This is a genomic window from Anaerococcus sp. Marseille-P3915 (assembly GCF_900258475.1).
Taxonomy (GTDB): domain Bacteria; phylum Bacillota; class Clostridia; order Tissierellales; family Peptoniphilaceae; genus Anaerococcus; species Anaerococcus kampingae.
The window spans coordinates 159,783-181,765 of the sequence record NZ_LT984888.1; the positions used below are offsets into that span (position 1 = coordinate 159,783).

18 protein-coding genes are annotated in these 21,983 nt (G+C 37.0%); 11 read left to right on the plus strand and 7 right to left on the minus strand.

Annotation, left to right across the window (positions count from 1 at the left end; genetic code table 11):
* The first annotated feature begins 711 nt into the window (after positions 1 to 711).
* The 3 genes from C8269_RS08490 (at position 712) to C8269_RS08500 (ending at position 4,599) form a co-directional block, all read left to right on the plus strand.
* Positions 712 to 1,260: a helix-turn-helix domain-containing protein gene (locus C8269_RS08490; RefSeq protein ID WP_106461041.1), complete on the plus strand. Its 549-nt coding sequence runs from the start codon at positions 712 to 714 to the stop codon at positions 1,258 to 1,260.
* A complete protein-coding gene (locus C8269_RS08495) occupies positions 1,260 to 2,144 on the plus strand; it encodes an IS3 family transposase (RefSeq protein WP_234025864.1) in 885 nt (294 codons plus the stop codon). Before C8269_RS08490 ends, C8269_RS08495 begins: the two co-directional genes overlap by 1 nt.
* Before the next feature lie 1,129 nt (positions 2,145 to 3,273).
* Positions 3,274 to 4,599, plus strand: coding sequence for a hemolysin family protein (locus tag C8269_RS08500; protein WP_106461291.1), 1,326 nt, complete (start codon positions 3,274 to 3,276; stop codon positions 4,597 to 4,599).
* Positions 4,600 to 4,650: 51 nt separating this feature from the next.
* Here C8269_RS08500 and C8269_RS08505 read toward each other — a convergent pair whose 3' ends face one another.
* The 4 genes from C8269_RS08505 to galE form a co-directional block, all read right to left on the minus strand.
* On the minus strand, positions 4,651 to 5,517 hold the full coding sequence (locus tag C8269_RS08505; protein WP_106461292.1) for a hypothetical protein: 867 nt from the start codon (positions 5,515 to 5,517) through the stop codon (positions 4,651 to 4,653).
* Between the two features lie 116 nt (positions 5,518 to 5,633).
* Positions 5,634 to 6,107, minus strand: a complete 474-nt coding sequence (locus C8269_RS08510) for a PTS sugar transporter subunit IIB (protein ID WP_106461293.1) — start codon at positions 6,105 to 6,107, stop codon at positions 5,634 to 5,636.
* A gap of 94 nt (positions 6,108 to 6,201) precedes the next feature.
* A complete protein-coding gene (locus C8269_RS08515; protein ID WP_106461294.1) occupies positions 6,202 to 7,125 on the minus strand; it encodes a nucleotidyltransferase family protein in 924 nt (307 codons plus the stop codon).
* A gap of 2 nt (positions 7,126 to 7,127) precedes the next feature.
* Positions 7,128 to 8,153, minus strand: coding sequence for a UDP-glucose 4-epimerase GalE (gene galE / locus C8269_RS08520; RefSeq protein WP_106461295.1), 1,026 nt, complete (start codon positions 8,151 to 8,153; stop codon positions 7,128 to 7,130).
* A 410-nt stretch (positions 8,154 to 8,563) separates the two neighbouring features.
* Between galE and thrS the strand changes: the two genes are divergently transcribed.
* The 3 genes from thrS (at position 8,564) to C8269_RS08535 (ending at position 13,094) form a co-directional block, all read left to right on the plus strand.
* Positions 8,564 to 10,486, plus strand: coding sequence for a threonine--tRNA ligase (thrS, locus tag C8269_RS08525; protein WP_106461296.1), 1,923 nt, complete (start codon positions 8,564 to 8,566; stop codon positions 10,484 to 10,486).
* Entirely contained in the window at positions 10,458 to 11,663 is a 1,206-nt protein-coding gene (locus C8269_RS08530; protein WP_234025870.1) for a carboxylate--amine ligase, read from the plus strand. The genes thrS and C8269_RS08530 overlap by 29 nt, the downstream gene beginning before the upstream one ends.
* 69 nt (positions 11,664 to 11,732) lie before the next feature.
* Positions 11,733 to 13,094, plus strand: coding sequence for an MATE family efflux transporter (locus C8269_RS08535; protein ID WP_106461297.1), 1,362 nt, complete (start codon positions 11,733 to 11,735; stop codon positions 13,092 to 13,094).
* Positions 13,095 to 13,179: 85 nt separating this feature from the next.
* On the opposite strand, the gene C8269_RS08540 is transcribed toward C8269_RS08535, so the two are convergent.
* On the minus strand, positions 13,180 to 14,346 hold the full coding sequence (locus C8269_RS08540; RefSeq protein WP_106461298.1) for a peptidoglycan-binding protein: 1,167 nt from the start codon (positions 14,344 to 14,346) through the stop codon (positions 13,180 to 13,182).
* Positions 14,347 to 14,486: 140 nt separating this feature from the next.
* Between C8269_RS08540 and C8269_RS08545 the strand changes: the two genes are divergently transcribed.
* The gene (locus C8269_RS08545; protein WP_106461299.1) at positions 14,487 to 15,011 is read left to right on the plus strand and encodes a GNAT family N-acetyltransferase; all 525 of its coding nucleotides are present in this window, start codon (positions 14,487 to 14,489) and stop codon (positions 15,009 to 15,011) included.
* Positions 15,012 to 15,129: 118 nt separating this feature from the next.
* On the opposite strand, the gene C8269_RS10820 is transcribed toward C8269_RS08545, so the two are convergent.
* Both C8269_RS10820 and C8269_RS08550 read right to left on the minus strand, forming a co-directional pair.
* Entirely contained in the window at positions 15,130 to 15,306 is a 177-nt protein-coding gene (locus C8269_RS10820; protein WP_158698398.1) for a hypothetical protein, read from the minus strand.
* 245 nt (positions 15,307 to 15,551) lie between these two features.
* Positions 15,552 to 16,265 (minus strand): hypothetical protein, encoded by a 714-nt coding sequence (locus tag C8269_RS08550; RefSeq protein ID WP_106461300.1) that lies wholly within the window; start codon positions 16,263 to 16,265, stop codon positions 15,552 to 15,554.
* A 329-nt stretch (positions 16,266 to 16,594) separates the two neighbouring features.
* Here C8269_RS08550 and C8269_RS08555 point away from each other — a divergent pair, with 329 nt between their 5' ends.
* From C8269_RS08555 to C8269_RS10905, 4 genes are all read left to right on the plus strand, one after another.
* Entirely contained in the window at positions 16,595 to 18,520 is a 1,926-nt protein-coding gene (locus C8269_RS08555) for an acyl-CoA dehydrogenase family protein (protein ID WP_106461301.1), read from the plus strand.
* Between the two features lie 12 nt (positions 18,521 to 18,532).
* Positions 18,533 to 19,786, plus strand: a complete 1,254-nt coding sequence (locus C8269_RS08560; RefSeq protein ID WP_106461302.1) for an FprA family A-type flavoprotein — start codon at positions 18,533 to 18,535, stop codon at positions 19,784 to 19,786.
* A 201-nt stretch (positions 19,787 to 19,987) separates the two neighbouring features.
* Positions 19,988 to 21,739, plus strand: coding sequence for a dihydroxy-acid dehydratase (gene ilvD, locus C8269_RS08565; protein WP_106461303.1), 1,752 nt, complete (start codon positions 19,988 to 19,990; stop codon positions 21,737 to 21,739).
* A gap of 85 nt (positions 21,740 to 21,824) precedes the next feature.
* Positions 21,825 to 21,914, plus strand: a complete 90-nt coding sequence (locus C8269_RS10905) for a lipoprotein (protein WP_199792193.1) — start codon at positions 21,825 to 21,827, stop codon at positions 21,912 to 21,914.
* Positions 21,915 to 21,983 lie beyond the last annotated feature (69 nt).

The following is a 21,983-nucleotide window of genomic DNA, read 5'->3' on the forward strand; positions in this document are numbered from 1 at the left end:
ACCTTCCGCATGGTCCCTTATCGGGCTCCCCCTCGCACCCCCCTCCCCGTTACACCCCCAGGCGGCCCCTAAAGCGGGGAGCATGATTAGAAGCTTGCCTTCGGCAAGCCTCTCTCTGTAGACGGAACTCCTTGTTTTAGAAATCTTTATTATTACTGATTTTGACATTCCGATGCCTAAAAATCTCAATCTAGCCCAAATTTATGTTTTGTATACATTCTTCATCTCAGTAGTTACAGAATTTTAATCTTTACTCGTGCGTCAGGAGATTTTCTTAACGGCATCTCCATTTACAAAATCTCCCGACCTCGGGAGATTTGTTCTGTATTCTGAGAGAATATTAACGAAAAAGCAGGTTCAAGGCTCGTTTGCTCTCGCAAACTTTGCGATTAGTGGGTTTAGAGAATAGAGCTTTAAGATATACTTAATTAAAATCGTTAATTATTTCAAAGCAAGTCAGCGTTAAGAAAATTTTGTTGAACGAAACGAAGTGAAGTGAATCTAAATTTTTAGCTGACGAGATTTGAAATAATAGATTTTGAACCAGAATGAATAGCAGTCATGTCTAACAAATAAGATTGCCATGGGCAATCTTCAGTTTGCCCTCTGCAAGAGCCGCTTGGAGGGTGTAGCGAAGAGGGGGTGTAAGGGGGAGAGCGGTGAGGGAACATGTAGGACTCCCCAAAAGTTGTAGCTAGAAAAGAGGCTGCAATGAAAAAATATAGTTTAGAATTAAAGAAAAAAGTAATAAAAGAATACGAAGAAGGCGAAATAAGTTTAAATAAATTAGCAAGAAAATATAAAATAAAAAGTCCCAAAAGCATAAGAGAATGGGTAAGAAAAAGCAAAATATTTGGTGAAACTAGTCTAGAAAATCCTAAAATCAACGAATATCCTTTAGAAATAAAGCAAAGTGTGATAAAATGTGCCTTAACAGGAGATTTAAATTTTAGGGAAATATCTGATAAATTTGGAATAAGAGATCCGAAAACAGTAAGTTCTTGGGTAAAAAACTTTCAAAAAGAAAAAAACTTCCCTAAAATCAATCTAACAATAGATTTAAAGGAAGAATACTTAGACATGAAGAAGAAAAATAAAAAGAAAGACTACACCGAAAAAGAAATCCAAGAAATCCTAGAAGAAAACCTCCACCTAAGAATAGAAAATGACTATTTAAAAGAACTCAGGAGGTTGGTATTAGAAGAAGACTTGACAGATGCGATAAACAATACAAACAAACCAGAGCAATCTGCAAAGTAATAACCAGCCTCCGTGAGAACTATCAATTAAAAGACATACTAAAAGTAGTAAAAATAAGCCAATCAACCTACATGTACTGGCAAAGAAAAGAAAAAGAAGAAAATCCAGACGCTGAAATACTAGAAAAAATACTAGAAATAAGAAAAAAACATGAAGATTGGGGATGTAAAAGAATCCATGGATATCTAAGCAGAAGCATAAAAATAAACATAAAAAAAGTTCATAGAATAATAAAAGAAAATAACCTACAAGTAAGAACATATCACAAGAAAAATGGAAAATACAACTCATATAGAGGAGAAGTAGGAAAAGTAGCAGACAATATAATAGATAGAAATTTCAAATCAGAAAAACCACACAAAAAAATAACAACAGACACAACAGAATTCAAATACTATGAAAAAGACAAATCAAACAACTATCAAATAAAAAAACTTTACTTAAACCCATACTTAGATATGTACAACTCAGAAATAATAAGTTATTCAATAAGTAAAAGCCCAAACTATGCAGCAGTAGAAAAAGCCCTAGATAAAGCATTAGAAATAACAAAAGATCAAACAGAAGTAATCTACCATTCAGACCAAGGCTGGCTGTATCAGATACCAAGATATGTAGAAAAGTTAAAATATAAAGACATAATCCAATCAATGTCAAGAAAAGGCAACTGCCTAGACAACTCCATAATGGAAAACTTCTTCTCAATAATAAAGCAAGAAATGTACAACAAAAAAACATTTCATAGCTACAAAGAATTAGAAAGAGCAATAATTAAATACATGGACTATTACAACAATGAACGAATAAAAGAGAAATTAGGCTTTATGAGTCCAGTAGAATATAGAGAAAATAGGTCGAAAGAAAAAATCAGTATATTATCTTGATAAATCGCCCTTTTCTATAGAAAAGGGCCACCATCAATCTATAATATATTTGTATTGTAAGAAATTGAGCTACAACTTTTTGGGGGTACCATACCCCCTCACCGGTTCCCCCTAAGGCCCCCTTACGCTACACCCCCGTCTGCTCCTAAAGCGGAGTGCGAACAGAGAAGATTGCCTAACGGCAATCCTCCCTTTTTAGACAGAATCCTTTGTATTAGCTATCCTTATTCTTACTGATTTTGACATTCCGATGCCTAAAAATCTCAATCTAGCCCAAATGTTTCTTTTATATGCACTCTATATCTTAGTAATTACAGGAATTTAATTTTAACTCGTGCGTCAGGAGATTTTATTAACGGCATCTCCATTTACAAAATCTCCCGACCTTGGGGATATAGTTCTGTATTCTGAGAGAATTATAACGACGAATCAGTTCTAAGGCTCGTTTGCTCTCGCAAACATTGCAATTAGTATGTCTAGAGAAGGTGATCTTAAGATTTACTGAAATAAAATCGTCAATTATTTCAAATCAAGGAAGCGTTAATAAAATTTTGTTGAGCGTAACGAAGTGAAGCGAATCTAAATTTTTAGCTGACGAGATTTGAAATAATAGATTTTGCACAAGGATGAATAGCAGTCAGGTCTGACAAAGAAGATTGCCATGGGCAATCTTCAGTTTGCCCTCTGCAAGAGTCGCTTGCGGGGTGTAACGAAGAGGGGGTGTAAGGGGGAGGGCGATGAGGACCCATGCGAAAGGGTCCTTGGCCCTCCCCCTTTGGCGGAGTCATCAGCTTGATGACAATCATTTAATAAAAGATAAAGGTACGAAGAAAAATATCATATGATATTGTATCACTAAAAGAAAAGCTCCTTGGGGCTCCCCCTTGAGACGAAGATTCAATTGTATATAGAAATAATTCATAATGAGATAAAGTTACGAAGAGAAAAACTTTATAATACTATTATCATGGATAATAAAGCATAAAAATTATTATCTTTGATAAAAAAGGGGTATTAGGGGTAAAGCCCCTAAAATTATTTATCTTGGATAAAACAAGCCTTTGACTTTAGCCCCAACACTTGATATAGTTATAGTAATTGATTATTTTACAATAAGGAGAGATTTTTTATGGAAACTGGGCCCTACCACAGTTTGATTACGATTTTAGTTACAATTGGATTAATTTTATTAAATGGATTTTTGACTAGCTTACATACTTCGCTTATTTCCCTTAATGGAGCTAAGCTTAGGGAGGCGGCTGAGTCTGGGGATGATAAGGCGGCTAGCCTTTTTAAGCTTGTTACTGATCAGGATAGGCTTAATCAGTCTTTTGCTATGATTAATGCTTTTTTATCCCTTACTACCCTCGCCTTTTTGGCTAAGAGGATAAGGGATATGTCTCTGCTTGCTTCCTTTATTTCAGATTCTTCTGTTTTGTTTTTTACAATTATTGCCTATATCATTATTAAGATAATTTTTGTAGACAAGATTCCGCAGAGGTTTGGGGTTAGAAATCCTATGGCCCTTTCTTCAGGGGCAAGCGGCCTTGCTAGGCTTGTTATTCTCCTTACCAGTCCCTTGGTTAAGTTTACCGACCTTATTACCAATTTTATTATGAAGATTTTTGGGATTAAGGCTAAGGATATACAAAGGGAAGTTACTGGCGAGCAGATTAAATCTATTGTCCAGATTGGAGAAGACCAGGGAATTATTCGACCTATGGAGTCTAAGATGATTCATTCTATCATGAGTTTTGATGATATCCTGGCTGAGGAAATTATGACTGCTAGGACTGATGTCTTTATGATTGATATTAACGATAAGGATAGGACTTTCCTTGAGGAGTTTGTCAAAATTAGACACAATAGGATTCCAGTTTATGAGGATGATGTGGATAATATTTTGGGTATTATCTATACCAAGGACTATCTTTTGGAGGCTACTAAGGTTGGCCTTAGTGATGTTAATATTAAAGATATCTTAAGACCGGCTCATTTTGCTCCTGATAAGATTGAAGCTGACAAGCTCTTTTCTGATATGCAAAAAAACCACATCCATATGGCTATTCTTATCGATGAATATGGTGGATTTTCTGGAGTTTTGACTATGGAAGACTTGATCGAGGAGATTGTAGGAGATATGGAGGATTCCTTTGACTATGATATTCCTGATATCAAGATTAATAACAAGAATGTCTTTGTGGTCAAGGCTTCTATTGGTATCAAGGACTTAAATGAGAAGATTCCAATTGATATAGATGAAGAAAATGAAAACTACGATTCGCTCGGCGGTTTTATTATAGATAGGCTTGGCTATATACCAGAAAAGGATGCCAAGGAGACCATTATCTATAATGGCTACGAGATCAAAATTCTTTATATGGAAGACAATAGGATTAAGGCCTGCAGGATTCGAAAATTGAAGGAAGATGAAGATAAAAAAGAAGAGGAATAAAAAAGTCATTGCCTGTCTAGCTTTTGCTAGGTTTGTGCAATGACTTTTTTTCTATTCTTCTGCTTCTAGGTTAGGTTTTAGGATTATGGATTTTAATTTACCTTCCTGATCAAAGGCAAAGAGCAATTCTAGGTTGTCCTTATCTTTTGATACTGCTGTTATGAAGATATTTACCATGTCTTTTTTATCCTTTAGGTCTTTAAGGTTTGGGTTTGATAGGAATTGGTATTCCATGCTTGTGATTTCGCCAGCTTCATCGAAGGCCTCTTGTAAGGCTTGGTAGATTTCTTCCTTATCTGCCAAATCTGGAGTTTCCTGGTCAAATTCTTCTTTTCTTTGGTTGTAGATTAAATTTACTAGGTTGTTGGCCTTTTGGAGCTCGTCTTGGTATTTTTCTGTCATGTATTTTTGCTCTTTTTCGAAGGAATATGGGCTTATTTGATAATTTGTAAGCTTGCCATCTTTATTCCTAACTAGAGTAAATTCCAAGCTTCCTTCTTCATTTATGCTTATTACCCTTATTATGGTATCATCTGTAGTCTCGCTTGTTTCGTTTGTTATAGCCTTTATTCCGCCTATGTGGCCGTAGTCATCTATCGGTTTAAAGGATGCGGCAATCTTATCATTATCCATTAGCTTTCTATAATCATCGGCTAAAAGGTTTGAAAATTCCTCGCTTCTTTTCTCATCGACAAGTCTTAGGACGCTTAAAACGAAGGCTTTGTCTTCATCTTTTATATTTTTGTCTATAAAGGTGTATTTAAGCCAAGCATCTCCTATGTCATCTTTTAGCATGACACTTTCTAGCTTATTTTCTGTATTTTCTTTTACATTAGCCTTAGGCTTTTCTTTTTTAGCACAGGCTGAAAGTGCTAGTACACATAGGCCTAGGGCTAGTAAGTTTTTAATTTTTCTCATATATCCTCCTTGAACTTATTCTTATTTTACCATAAAGGCTTGAAAAATCTTCTTTTGAGGGCGTTTCATCTTAAAATGGGCACAAAAAAGCCAATCCTTTTGGATTGGCTTTAAAATTAAAATAATAGGTTTTCGTCAGAAGCTTCATCACTTGATAGGATTCTTAGGTCAAGGGCTACACCCTTGTCGTGGATTTTCTTAAAGTTTGCTCTATCTTCTGCGCTTACAAATACATCGTCGATTACCTTTTCTTTGCCTGGTAATTCTCTCATGTTTCCTACGTTGATTGATTTGATATCAAGACCAGCATCTAGTAGTTTTAGAGCATCTTCTGGGCCTTCTACTAGGATTAGGACCTTTTTACCGTCGTGGTCGTCTTTTATTTTTTCGATTAGGTTATTAACGCTTAGAAATCTTGTGTCAGCGTAGAGAGGGGTTGCTATGTTCATTAGCTTTTGAGTTTCTCTATCTTCTGCTACTCTGTCATTTGCTACTACTATTAGGTTTGCGCCTTCTTCTTTTACCCAGCTTCTTGCAACTTGGCCATGAAGAAGTCTGTCATCGATTCTTACAAATACTATTTCTGCCATTTTAGCCTCCTTGTTTATTTTGTAATGATTGCTCAATTAATTTTATAATTTCACAAATACTATATATCACTTATAATTTAATTCAAATTAAATTTTACTTAGACCATATATTTGCTGGATAGACCCCATCCTTTAACATTTCTTTAAAGGCTTCTTGAGCTAGGGCCAAATCCTCCTTATAGGTGATTCCTATCCATTTTTCGCTTGTTGGGATTATTGTTACTTCTGCCTTGTCACTTCTTATTAGATCATCTATCATCTCTGGTAGGACGTATTCGCATTTTTCTAGATTATCCTTGTTTTTTTCTAGGTAGGATATGAAATGCTCTTCGCCTAGGTTTATAAATTCAGGGAAGGATGCCCAGAGATTCATTGAAACTAGGGATTCTAGGTTGAGGATGTCAGAGTCAAGATTTTCCTTTGATGAGAAGGTCTTAGCTTGCCTGTCATAAGAAATTTCGTGGGTTTCTATGATTTTTACTAGCTTGTTATCTTCGTTTCCTAGTGAAACGCCTCTTGTGACTGTACCGTTGTCTGATAGGGTATTTTTAAGCTTGTAGCCTGCCATGGCGATTTGAAGCTTGCCATTTTCATCTGAAGGTGTATTTACTAAGAAGTCGTGAAGGTCTTTAAAGACTGTCTTTCCATAATAATCATCTGCATTTATTACAAGAAATGGCTCTTTTACAAGGTCTTTTGTAGATAGGACTGCATCTACTGTGCCCCAAGGTTTGGTTCTTGCCTTTGGAGATTCAAAGCCTCCTGGCAGACTCATATCTTGGTAGGCATATTCTACTTCGATTATTTTTTCTATCCTATTTCCTATTACTTCTTTGAAGTCTTTTTCTATATCACGCCTTATGATAAAGACTACCTTGTCAAAGCCTGCCTCGATTGCATCAAAGATTGAGTAATCTATTATTGTATAGCCATTTTCATCCATCTTGGCTAGTTGCTTGATGCCTGCTCCATACCTTGATCCTATGCCTGCGGCAAGGACCACTAGACTTGTCTTCATTTTTACTCCTTTTCTTCATAACCATTTGGGTTATTTTTTTGCCATCTCCAAGAATCTTCGCACATCTCATCGATTCCATTTTCTGCCTTCCAGCCAAGAAGTCTATAGGCCTTACTGGCATCTGCGTAGGTTCTTGCTATGTCTCCTTCTCTTCTTGGAACAATTTTGTAAGGGATTTCTCTTCCAGAAGCTTTTTCGAAGGCCCTTAGGACTTCAAGGACTGAATAGCCCTTGCCTGTGGCAAGATTTATTATCTCAACTCCTTCTAGGTCATCTATCTTATCACAAGCTAGGACATGGCCCTTAGCAAGGTCTACTACGTGGATATAATCCCTAACTCCAGTGCCATCGACTGTGTCATAATCATCGCCAAAGACTCTTAGATAGTCTAGTTTTCCTACTGCTACTTGGGCAATGTATGGGAGGAGGTTATTTGGGATACCTTGTGGGTCTTCGCCGATTTTTCCTGACTTGTGGGCACCGATTGGGTTAAAGTATCTTAGCAAAACTACCTTCCAAGAATGATCTGATGTGTAAAGGTCGGTCATGATTTGTTCCATCATTGACTTAGTCCAGCCGTAAGGATTGGTGCATTCGCCTTTTGGGAAGTCTTCTGTTACAGGTACTTCTTCTGGATCTCCATAGACTGTTGCTGATGATGAGAAGATTATATTTTTACATCCTACTTCATTCATAGCTGCTAGGAGGGAGAGGGTTCCTGTGATGTTGTTATGATAATATTCTAGAGGTTTCTTTACAGATTCTCCTACAGCCTTAAGGGCTGCGCAATGGATTACCACGTCGATTTTTTCATCTTTTAGGACTTCTATGAGCTTATCCTTATCTAGAACATCTGCTTCATAGAATTTTAGCTTTTTGCCAGAAATTTCTTCGACCCTGTCTAGGGCTATGGTTGAAGAATTTATGAGGTTATCATAAATTACAACCCCATAATCTTTTGCCAAAAGCTCTACTGCTATATGGCTACCGATGTAGCCGCATCCTCCAGTTATTAATACCTTTTTCATATGTCTACCTTTCTCTTATATATATTACAATTATACTATATTGTGAAGAAATTTTGAAGCTTTTAAATTTATATGAAAGCTTTATAAAGATTATATAGATAAATAATCTTAGTTTTATTAAAATAATTTGCAAATTTTCTCTTATTGAGTAAAATAGAACCATATATTAGACTAAGAAGGGAATGTGGATAGGATTTTATCTACAGAGAGGAGCCGGATGCTGCAAGGCTTTGATTAATTTGTTCACTACCGACCCTGAGTTTCATGTGAGATAAGCATGACGTATGGCTGCGATAAAGCTTTTAATGAGTAAAAAATTAGGTGGAACCACGAATCTTTCGTCCTGATATCCCATATGGGGTATCAGGATTTTTTGATTTTGGGCCTATCTGAAAAATTAAGGAGAGATTATGATTAAAATTAAATTACCAGACGGATCAGTTAAGGAATATGAAAGTGGAGTCTTGGTAGGAGATGTAACAAAGGATATCTCTGAAGGACTTTACAGGGCAGCATTAGGTGCTGTTGTAAATGGCAGAGTTATGGGCTATGAAGAGCCAATTAATGAAGATAGCGACTTTAGAGTTGTGAAATTTGAAGATGCTGAAGGTAAGGAAATCTTCTGGCATACATCAAGCCATGTCATGGCTTCAGCTATCAAAGAGCTTTGGCCTGAAACAAAATTTGCTATAGGACCAGCTATTGCTGATGGTTTCTACTACGACATGGACCTAGACCACAGATTTACTCCAGAAGATCTAGAAAAAATCGAAAAGAAGATGAAAGAGATTGCCAAAAAAGACCTTAAGCTAGAAAGAGTTGAAATCTCAAGAGATGAAGCCCTTAAGCTCTTTAAGGAAGAGGGCCAAGACTATAAGGTTGAGCTTATAGAAGATTTACCAGCAGATGAATTAATTACTCTTTATAAGATGGGCGATGCTTTCACAGACCTTTGCAGAGGACCACACCTTGTTTCAACAAAGAAAATCAAGGCAATCAAGCTTAAGGCTATAGCAGGTGCTTATTGGAGAGGTGATTCTGATAAGGCCATGCTTCAAAGAATCTACGGTATTTCTTTTGAAAAGGCTAAGGAATTAGAAGAATACGAAGTTTTACAAGAAGAGATTAAAAGACGTGACCACAGAAAGATTGGCAAGGAAATGGACCTATTTGCCTTCCATGAAGAAGGACCAGGCTTCCCATTCTTCCATCCAAACGGCATGATTCTAATGAATGAACTCCTTGATTGGTGGAGAGGTGTTCTTGATAATAATGGTTATGGAGAAATTAAAACACCACTTATCCTAAATGAAGACCTATGGCACAGATCAGGCCACTGGGACCACTACAAGGAAAACATGTACTTTACAAAGATAGATGATGAAGACTACGCAATCAAGCCAATGAACTGCCCAGGATCAGTTTTAACTTACGCATCTAACCAACATTCTTATAGGGACCTACCAATAAGACTTGCAGAATTTGGCCAAGTTCATAGACACGAGCTTTCAGGAACTCTTCACGGCCTATTCAGAGTTAGAACTTTCACTCAAGATGATGCCCACGTTTATTGTCTTCCAAGCCAAATCAAGGAAGAAGTTTACAAAATGATCGACCTAGCTGACCTTCTTTATTCAACATTTGGTTTTAAATATACAATAGAATTATCAACAAGACCTGATGATTATATGGGAGATATCAAGGATTGGGACTTTGCTGAAGACCAACTAAAGGCTGCCCTTGAAGAAAGAAACATAGAATATCAAATAAACCCAGGCGATGGTGCCTTCTACGGTCCAAAAATCGACTTCCATCTACTAGATGCTGCTAAGAGAGAATGGCAATGTGGGACAATCCAGCTTGACTTCCAATTACCAGCCAACTTCAACCTAGAATATGTAGATGAAGATGGTTCTAAAAAACGTCCAGTAATGCTTCACAGAGCCCTACTTGGTTCTGTAGAAAGATTTATCGGTGTCCTAACAGAGCACTTTGCAGGAAGATTCCCACTTTGGATTAACCCAAGACAAGTAACAGTAATCCCTGTAGCAGATAGGTTTGCAGATAAGGCAAATGAATTAGCTGATAAAATCAAAGAAGCAGGCTTTAGGGTAAATGTAGATTCTAGAAGCGAGGGAGTAGGCTATAAGATTAGAGCTGCTCAAATGATGAGAGCAAACTACATGCTAGTAGTAGGTGATAAAGAAATCGAATCAGGCCTATTAACTGTAAGAAACAGAGACGGCGAAGAAACTAAAGATGTCAAAGTAGAAGACTTCATCTCACAAATCTCAAAAGAAAGAGATGAAAAATCAAGGGAATCAATCTATTAATATGACCTATAATGCTATAATCCTAGGCACAGACCACAACTCCTACTCGGTGGCCAGGTCCTTTTATGAGGCCTACGGCAAAAAGCCAATAGTAGCAGGCTCTGCAGTCCTTGTGCCTTTCTATAAGTCAAAGATAGCAGATGTTTATACAGCTAAGGACTTTTCATCAGATGATGAGGTCTTTGTCAAAACTCTAAATGATCTAGCCAAGGCAAGGGATGAGGAAGATTTTATCTTCTTCGCCCCAACAGAGCATTACGTAGACTTGCTTTTAAGAAATATAGATAAGCTTAACTTTTCTTATAAGGTTCCTTATCCAAATCCAGAAGAAGCTTCTAAGCTAATCAAAAAATCTGAATTTTACAAGCTTTTAGAGAAATTTGGCCTCCCTTATCCTAGGACCTTTAGGGCAGATAGAGATAATTGGAAGGATTTAGACCTTGATGGCGAGCTTTTCCTAAAGGCTGATGAATACGATGATTTCATAGCAAGTGATATAAAGGTTAAGCAAAAGGGCTACCATGTAAAAGACAAAAGCGAAGCCCTAGAAGTTTTGGAAAATATCTACGATAGTAAGTATGAGGGCCATGTCATTGTCCAAGAATTTATCCACGGTGGCCAGGGAAGCGAATATTCCCTAAACGGATACAGGGCAAAGGATGGTTCCGTATCAATGGTTCTTGCTAGAAACCTCTTATCAGATATGCGTCCTATGTGGGTAGGCAACCATCTAGTCCAGGTTGACCATGATGAAAAAGCCATGTATGACCTAGCAGAGGAGATTGTCACTAACTTATCTTATGAGGGCCTTTTCAATTTAGACTTTAAAAAGGATAGTAAGAGTGGTAAGATTTATATCCTGGAGATGAATATTAGACAAGGAAGGACTTTCTATTATTCAACCCTAGGTGGAGTCAATCTCATAAAGATAGCTACAGATGATTTGATTTTAGGCAAATCTGTTAGCGAAAGGACCAAAAGACATTTCATGCTTACAGCTATCAACAAGGATGTGGCAAGAAGCCATGTAGATCCTTCATTACTAGAAGAGTTTGACAAGAAAGAAAGAAATGAAAACTCAGCCATCCACATCATAAACAAGGCAGATGATGGATTTATGAGAAGTTTGAAAGTTAAAGAAGCCCTAAAAAGGCAAGAAAAAGAATTATTTGACTAAGTTTAAAGAGATAGAAGCAAAAAAATGCGGCTATCTCTTTATCTTGTAAAGAAAACAAAAGGAGGTTTTATGAGCGAAACAAAAGTTACAGAAAATAGAATGGGGACCATGCCCGTTGGCAAGCTCCTATTTTCAATGTCTTTGCCGATTATAATTTCGTTTTTGGTCCAATCAGTCTATAACCTGGTCGACTCAATCTTTGTGGCAAGGCTATCTGAAAAGGCCCTAACAGCAGTATCCTTGTGTTTCCCAGTTCAAAATATAATGATATCTGTGGCAGTCGGCATAGGAGTAGGATCTGCAGCCCTTATTTCAAGGTATCTGGGCATGAATGATAAAAAAAGAGTGGGTCAAGTTGCAACTCACGGCTTAATCTTAGCGGCCCTTGCTACAGGATTATTTGTTTTATTTGCAATATTTTTTACATCCTTTTATGCAAGTAGCCAGTCACAAGACCCTGAGATAATTAAGTATACAGAAGAATACCTATCTGTAGTGCTCATATTTTGTGGCGGGGTATTTTTCCAAATATTTTTTGAAAAGACCCTCCAAACAACAGGTAATACAGTTTACACCATGGTTACCCAGGGAACAGGAGCGGTGATAAATATTATCCTTGACCCAATCATGATCTTTGGCCTACTTGGCTTTCCAGCCATGGGCGTAAGGGGAGCTGCCCTTGCGACAATCATTGGCCAAATGGGTGGAGCCCTTGTTGGTGTTTATTTCCACACCCATAAAAATAAGGAAGTTAACTTTGAATTTCACAAGTTCCGCTTCCATGGAGATATCCTAAGTCAAATATTTACAATAGGCCTTCCATCAATAATAATGAGTGGTATCGGTGCTTTTGTCCTATTTTTCATGAATGCCATGCTTTATGGATTTGGGTCATCTGCAGTAGCTGCTTATGGTATTATGTTTAAGCTCCAGTCCTTTGCCTTTATGCCAATGTTTGGTATATCAAATGCCCTTCTTGCCATAGTTTCTTTTAACTATGGAGCAAGAAATAAGGAGAGGATAAAAAAAGCAATCAGGCTTTCTATGACAGCATCTTTTGCGATTGTTGGCCTATCAATAATACTTATGTGGGTCTTTACCAATCAGATTTTCGACCTCTTTGCTGCTACTGATGTCATGAGAGAGATTGGTGTACCAATGGTTAGGATAGTTTCCCTATCCCTTATCATTTCTATCCCATCAGTGGTAGGGGTAGGCGGGGTCTTCCAGGCCCTTGGCAATTGGAAGTTTCCAATCTTCCAGTCTTTCTTAAGACAGGTAATAATACTCCTTCCTATATTTTACCTATTTACAAAAACAGGCAGACTAAATATAGCTTGGTGGGCCTTTGTAATAAGTGAATTTATAAATTCCACCTTCTGTGTTTATTTCCTAAAGAGAGATATTAGAAATAAAATTGATGTATTATAAAATTTAGCCCTTAGGGGCTATTTTTTTTACAAAAAAACTAGCAAGGAATCTTTATGATTTGCTTGCTAGCTTATTTTTAGAATATTTACTTGTCTTCTTTTGTAGCAGCCTTATAGATTTCTTCTAGGTAGCCTACTGTGTTATTGAGGGTTGCACCAGTTACTGCATCTACTGGTTTGCCATTTTCGTTTGAATCTATTACTTCTTTGATTTCTTCTGGAGTCTTGCCTACTACGAATTCTTCGATTGCCTTGTAGTTTTCGTCAAGGTTTTTAGTAGCCTTGGCCATATCTTTCATCATCTTAGAATATTCTTCGTTGTTTTCAAGCTTGCTTGAAAGTTTCTTTGCAGGATCTGCGTAGTTTTCGCCGAATTTCTTATCAGAGTTTGGTACTCCAGCATCAGCGATATATTGAAGTTCATCTATGCTTGCTGCAACGATTTTGCCATCTTCTACTACTACAAATGTGTCTGTTACAGCATTATTTGCACCAGCTGTACCAAAGAATTGTTGAAGTTTTATATTTGCAGGGTCACCCTCAAAGGCAACTGCATTTTCAGATTTTTCAGCTGTGTTGATGATTGCTTGTAGGTAGCCTTTTGTATCTACAAGTGTAGCACCTGTTACTGAATCGATTGCTTTTCCATCTTCAGCACCTTCTACAACTTCTTTAAGCTCATCGATTGTTTTACCTTTAGCGAAATCTTGGATAGCTTTGTAGTTATCTGAGATTGATACTGTTGATTTAGCCTTTTCTGTCATAAGTTTAGAATAAGCTTCGCTATTTACAACCTTTGAACCAAGGATTTTGCCTTCTTTTGCACCTTTTTTAAATTCTGTGTCAGAATCTTGGTTTGGAAGGGCTACGAAATCTGATCCTTCGTCAAAATATTGGAATTCATCGATGCTTGCATCTACGATTTTTTCGCCATCTGTTACAACAGCAACTCTAGCAAATGAGCCTTCTCCGTGAGGAGCTTCTAGGCTACGTCTTAGGACAAGTTTTCCCTCAAAATTTGCCTTTAAATCTTCTGCCTTATCTTCTGCTGCATCTTTGGCATCTTCAGCAGCATCCTTTGCATCTTCAGCAGCATTTTCTGCCTTATCTTTTGCATCGCTAGCAGCATCCTTAGCTTCTTCAGCTACATTTTCTGCCTTTTCGCCAGCATCCTTAGCTGCTTGGTTACCACATCCAACAAAGACTAGTGATAAAGCAAGAGCTAGGCTCGCTAACTTAATTTTGTTTGTCATTTTTCCTCCTATAACATTCGTTTATGCAAGTGGTTTGCGCTTTGCTTGCAAATGTTTACCTTTTGACTATACCTGACCTTTCTTAAAATACAATATTGTTTGATTTTATAATGATATTATAATTATAATCGGAGGGGATAATGAAATTAATAATAACTAATAAGATAGAAAGTCTGAATTTAGATTCTTTGATGGAAGTTTATGCGGAGTCTAATAGGGAAAACTTGGAAAAATTTGCATATAAAAACCTAGATGATTTAGAAAATGCTTATAAGGAGTATTTGAGTAAAGACTTCTTAAATAATAAAGATAATTACCTAGCTATCTTAAGTGATGGGAAGAATTATTTATCAGCCCTTAGACTTCATAGGGAAGATGGGGGATATTTGATAGAAGCTATTGAAACAAGAGAAGACTCTAGAAAAAAGGGCTATGGATTTAAGCTATTAAGCCTTGTCGTAGATTGGACTTGTGAAGACTTATATTTAAGGTCTGAAGTGGGTGAGGATAATATAAAGTCAATTGGCCTTCATAAGAAATTGGGTTTTGTAGAAAAAGAAAAAATTGGAAAGAGCTTTGTATTTATAAGATATGGGCAAAAAAAGAAAGCTATATTGAAAACAGAAGCGGGAAACACTTTTCTAGGAGATTTACCTTTAAGTTAAGAAAAAATTATGGTATATGGAGAGTAATCTAAAAATTTAGATTTATTCAAATTTTCTGTTTTCTATTTTAGCTTTCCTTGTGTGGAAATCTTTTAAGGATTTATTATTAATTTTAAACTTATCTTTTATTGGATTCGTAGATAGCACCTAGGCCATAACCAAGTCCTAAACATATGATAAAGGATGCTACCATGCCATTTTTGAGGGATAGACTTGCAAATAGACCAAGCATTGATCCTAGCTGGAGACCCATAAGCTTATAGTTTTTGGTAGCGTTTTCTTGAATATTAAACATAATTAGTCCTTTCTGTATTTTCTATCTCTATCGATTTATCATGATATCTTGCTCTTGCAAACATTATACCAGAAAGCTTTAACTTTATCAAGATAATGTACTATCCAAGTCCTAAAAATTTTACTTTTTTATCAAATTTTTACAGACAAAGCCCTAAGCCATGCCGATTTTATTAATTTAAAAAAATTTTTAAAATTTAAGTAAAGAAAAACCAGTAGTCGCCTACTGGTCATAATTTTTTGATTCTATGATGAAATTGAAACTGATTTTGCCACGCCATCTTCTACAAATATGATTAGGGCAAGGCCTGTTTCTTTAACTTCTTCGAAATATTTTACAAATTCATCCCTAGTCATTTCTTTAGCTGGTGCAGTACCGCCTACAGCTTCAAATGTTGTATTATCATCTATGACAAATTTTTGTTCTTCTTTATTTTCGATTTCTTTTGCATTTTCATAGTCAGATGGATCTTTATAATAGTCAAAAGATCCTGACACTATAAGCTTGTCATCTTCGATTTTTGCTGCATAAGATGTAGCACTTATATAGTCATCGCCTTTACCTTTTAGGCTTGCGATTACACTTGTAGAATATTTGCCATCTTCTGTAAGGGCATCTTCAGCCTTTGTTTGGTCCTTAGCTTTGGCAGGTGCTTTTTCCTTTTTATCTATCTTTTTGTCTTCTTTTTTCATATCAGCTTTTTTAACTTCTATAGTTTCTTTTTTGATATTTTCATCATCTTTATCTGTATTTTCTGCTGTAGCCTTTGCATCTTGGTCATCTCTTGCAGGCTTGTTCTCGCTTGCCTTATTTGGGGTATTTATATCTTCGCCTGTATCTTCGCTTGCAACAGCTTCAGGTTCTGTAATTTCACTTGTTTGTGGTTTTGTATCATCACAAGATACTAGGGCTAGTGCCATCATTGAAATTATTACTGGTTTTAAAAGTTTATTTTTCATATTCCACCTCACCCTTATTATACCCTAAATAAGATTTTAAAAACTTAAAATCCATGTAAGTTTTGATAAAATTGGGTATTTATATAGTAGATGAGTAGTAGAATTAGGAAGATGTTTATATTAAAATACTAAGATAATTAATTTTGATAAAAATTATCATGATTTTTTATCCAAGTTTGAAAGATGACATTGGTCTTTTAGTTATCTTGATAAAACTTGCTTTCTACTCAAACAAATTTATAAGATATTTGACAGAAAAAATATTCTTGACAAAACGTTTTCTTAATATTATAATTTACTCATAAGGATAATAATGTAAGGAGGATTATATGCTTTTTAAAACAACAGAACAACACGAAGAGCTTAGAAAAAAAGTTAGAGCTTTCGCAGAAGAAAAGGTAAAACCAATAGCCTTCGACCTCGATCAAAATAACCAATTTCCTGATGATATAGTTAAGGAAATGGGTGAAATGGGCCTTATGGGTATACCATATCCAAAAGAATATGGTGGAGCAGGACTTGATGTTACCTCTTACGCTATAACAGTTGAAGAATTATCTAGAGTAGACGGTGGTGTGGGCGTTATTTGCTCAGCACATACTTCTTTAGGTAGCTGGCCAATCTTTGGTTTTGGTACAGAAGAACAAAAACAAAAATACTTAGTTCCACTTGCAAAAGGTGAAAAAATCGGTGCTTTTGGTCTTACAGAAGAAAACGCTGGTTCAGATGCTGGTGGTACAGAAACTACAGCAGTTCTTGATGGAGATTACTATATCCTAAACGGTAAGAAAATCTTTATCACAAATGCACCAAAAGCTGACATATATGTAGTATTTGCAGTTACTACACCAGGTATTGGTACACATGGTATCTCTGCTTTCATAGTAGAAAAAGAATTTGAAGGATTCACCTTCTCAGACCACTATGACAAATTAGGTATCAGATCATCTTCAACAGCAGAACTTCATTTTGACAATGTAAAAGTTCCAAAAGAAAACTTACTTGGTAAAGAAGGCCAAGGATTTAAGATAGCTATGGCTACCTTAGACGGTGGTAGAATCGGTATAGCTTCTCAAGCCCTAGGTATCGGCCAAGGAGCATATGAATCCGCTCTTACTTATGCAAAAGAACGTGAACAATTTGGTATGCCTATAGCTCACCTACAAAGAAATACATTCAAACTTGCTGATATGGCAACATATCTACGTGCAGCAAGACTAATGATCTATTCTGCAGCAGAACTTAAAGAAAATCACGAAAGATATTCTGCAGAAGCAGCAATGGCTAAACAAGTAGCATCAGACCTTGCAATGAAGATAACAACAGAAGCTATCCAACTATACGGTGGTTCAGGTTATATCAAGGGTGTAGATGTAGAAAGATTCTTCAGAGATGCTAAGATAACACAAATCTACGAAGGAACCAATGAAATCATGAGAGTAGTAGTTGGTGCTAGTACAGTAGGTCGTGCTCCAAAGATGAAAAGAGCAGGCTCAGCTGCTAAATCAGGTCCAATCGCAGGTGTTCGTAAAGGTGAAATCTTTGAAGGAGACCCAAAAGAAGCAGTTAAAAACCTAGTAGCAGCCCTCAAAAAAGACGGCTACGACTTTACAATAGGCATCGACCCAATGACACCAATTGGCGAAGCACAAAGAGTAGTAGTAGCAGGCCGTGGTATAGGTGAAAAGAAAAACATGAAGCTAATAGAAGACCTAGCTTACCAAGCAGGAGCAGCTATTTCATCATCTAGACCAGTAGCAGAAACATTAAAATACGTACCACTAGATAGATACATCGGTATGTCTGGACAAAGCTTTAGAGGCAACCTATACATCGGTGTAGGTGTATCAGGAGCAGGCCAACACTTAAAAGGCATGAAAGATGCATCAACAATAGTAGCAATCAACAACAGCAAAAACGCTCCAATCTTCAATAACTGTGACTACGGTATAGTAGGCGATGCAATGGAAATTCTTCCACTATTAATCAAAGAACTTGATAATGGCCAAGAAAAGAAACCAGCACCACCACAACCAAAAATCAAAAGAAGTAAACCAAGAAAAATGGCTCCAAAAGAAGACGTTTATCTAGACCTAGGTTCAGGATATGAATATGACCCAGAAGTAGGCGATCCAAGCCAAGGAATAGAACCAGGAACACCATTTGACAAACTACCTGACAGCTGGGTAAGCCCAGTATCTGGCGAAGCAAAAGAAGAATTCATCAGAATGGAATTCCCAGAAGATAGAAAGTAGTAGGAGGAAATAATGTATACAGTTAGAAAAGTAACAGATGATTTATATTATGTAGGTGGCGATGATAGAAGACTTGCCTTATTTGAAAATATATTTCCAATACCTGAAGGCGTATCTTATAACTCCTACCTATTAATGGATGAAAAAACAGTTTTAATCGATGCGGTTGACTGGGCAATAACAAGAGAATACATGGTAAACGTAGCAAGAGTATTAGATGGCAGGGACCTAGACTACTTGATTGTTCACCACATGGAACCAGACCACTGCTCATCAATAGAATTGATGCTACAAAGATATCCAAACCTAAAGATAATTTCTTCTGAAAAAGGAGTTATGTTCATGAGACAATTTGGTTATCACGTAGACGATAGATACATCGAAGTAAAAGAAGGCGACACAGTAAGCTTTGGTAAACACGAATTCACCTTCGTAGAAGCACCAATGGTACACTGGCCAGAAGTATTAATGTCATATGATTCATACGACAAAGTCCTATTCTCAGCAGATGCCTTTGGATCATTTATCGCAAACAACGGTAGACTATTCGCAGACGAAGTAAACTGGGATAGAGACTACCTAGACGAAGGACGTAGATACTACACAAACATCGTAGGTAAATACGGTACATTCGTACAAAAGGCCCTAGCAAAAGCAGGTGGTCTAGACCTCAAATATATCTGCCCACTACACGGCCTAGTATGGAGAGATAACTTCGGCTACATCATCGACAAATACGTACACTGGGCAACCTACGAACCAGAAGAAGAAGGTGTCCTAATCGTATATGCATCAATGTATGGTAACACAGAATTTGCAGCCCAAGCCCTAGCAAGCAAGCTATGTGAAAAAGGCATGACCAACATCTCCCTAAGAGACGTATCAAGCACTCACGTATCAACCCTAATAGCAGAAAGCTTCAAATACTCAAACATAGTCCTAGCATCTGTAACCTACAACCTAGGAATCTATCCAGTAATGCTCAACTACCTAGAAGACATGAAAGCTCTAAACCTACAAAACAGAGCAATCTCAATCATAGGTAATGGAACATGGGCTCCACAAGCAGCAGAAAAAATGGAAAAATTCATAGACGAAGAACTAAGACTAATGGACGTTCTACCAGAAAGCTTAGACATAGTATCATCACTAAAGAAAGCAAAAGAACCAGACATGGATGCCATAGTAGATGGAATCTTCGACTCAATGAAGAAGAGAAGAGAAGAAAAAGCAAAAGCAGCTTCTCAAAAGAAGGGCAAAAAATAAGTAAAAATTTAAAAGGCGGGGATATCCTCGCCTTTTTGCGTGGAAATTTTTTTCAAGCCTACTTATAGGAAATTGAAAGCAGGCTTGAAAAAATCAATCTTCTCCTTATAATGGTAAAAAGTAGAAGATGTCAATTACAATTTAAAATTGATAGTGATAAGTCAATGTAAAATCATTTTAAAATTATAAATAGGAGAAAAAATGAACTTAAAATCACAAGAATCTAGAAAAATAGCGCCTGAGCTTGACCCTTTAAGAATAGGAATGGGCTGGGAAGTTGAAGATCTATCTAAGGCTCAAATCTACATAGGCTCAACCTTTGGAGACTCCCATCCAGGATCAGCACATTTGGATAGTTTGGTTGAAATAGCTAGGAAAGAAATTTACGATAAAGGTGGATTTGGGTCAAGATATTATTACACAGACATGTGCGATGGCCAAAGCCAGGGAACAGACGGGATAAATTATTCCTTAGTCAGTAGGGAGATGATTGCAAATATGATTGAAATTCAAGCAAGTGCCCTACAATTTGACTCTGCAATTTTTGTAGCATCTTGTGATAAGGGAGCGCCCGGATCCTTGATGGGCATGTTAAGGGTAGACTTGCCAGCTGTATTTCTTCCTGGTGGAGTCATGGCAGCAGGGCCAGAAATGCTAACCCTAGAGCAACTTGGCATGTATTCTGCCCAATATGAAAGAGGAGAAATTACAGAAGAAAAATTAAACTGGGCCAAGCACAAGGCCTGTCCATCTTGTGGGGCCTGCTCTTTTATAGGCACAGCCACAACCATGCAAATAATGGCAGAAGCCCTAGGTCTTGCCCTACCAGGAAGTGCAGTCTTACCTGCCATAGGAGATGATATTAAAAAATACGCTCAGATGGCAGGAGCTAGAGCCTTTGAAATAGCAGGCGATGAGTCTATGAGGCCATCTAATATTTTAACAAAGAAAAGCTTTGAAAATGCCATCCTAATCCACGCAGCCATATCAGGATCAACCAATGCCATGATGCACCTTCCAGCCATAGCCCACGAACTAGGCATAGAAATAGATGGGGATGACTTTGATAGAATCCATAGAAAGGTAAACTTCCTACTAAATATAAGGCCAGCTGGCAGATGGCCTGCAGAATTATTTTATTACGCAGGAGGCCTTCCAGCTGTTATGAAAGAATGCTATGACCTACTAAATCTAGATGAGATGACCATAACAGGTAAAACAATCAGAGAAAACCTAAAAGATTTAGAAAGATATGGATATTTTGAAAAGTGTCAGGGCCTTCTTGATAAATTCAATGAGAAATTTAAGCTAAATATCAAAAAAGAAGATATAATATTTCCTTATTACAAACCAATAAGTGTGGGTGGGTCAGTCGCAGTCCTAAAGGGCAACCTAGCCCCAGAAGGAGCAGTCATAAAGCATACAGCCTGTCCTAAAGAGATGTTTGTGGCAGAACTTATCGCAAGGCCTTTTGATAGCGAAGAAGAATGCCTAAAAGCAGTATTAAATAAAGAAATCAACAAGGGTGAAGCAGTATTTATCAGGCACGAAGGCCCAGTTGGAAGTGGCATGCCAGAGATGTTTTATACATCAGAAGCGATCTCATCAGACAAGGACCTTGGAGCATCAATAGCCCTAATAACAGATGGTAGGTTTTCTGGAGCATCAACTGGACCAGTCATAGGCCATGTAAGCCCAGAAGCAGCCAAAGGAGGCCCTATTAGCCTAGTAGAAGAGGGAGATATAATCGAAATAAATATCCCTGAAAGAAGGCTAAATATAATAGGAATAAATAGGGGAAAATGTAGTGAGGAAGAAGTCGAAAAGATCTTGGAGAGTAGAAGAAAAAAATATAAAAAAAAGGACCCAAAATACAAGAGGGGAGCCATCAAAATTTTGATGGAACATTCAGTAAGTCCAATGAAGGGTGCTTATTTGGAATTTGATGATTAGGAGTTTTCAAATACTTACAAAACTTGTAATTAAATTTCTTCTGATTTAATGTTACTATTTAATTAACAAAAATGAGGAGGATATTATGAAAAAAATATTCAAAATCCTAGTCCTAATTTTAATACTTGCTTCCTGCTCATCCCAAGGCAAAGTCAAAAATCCGGCCACCCAGTAATATATAGTAGGAACAGGCAATATAAAGGGCAATGTAGATATAGATAAATATTTAAAAATAGATCAGAGA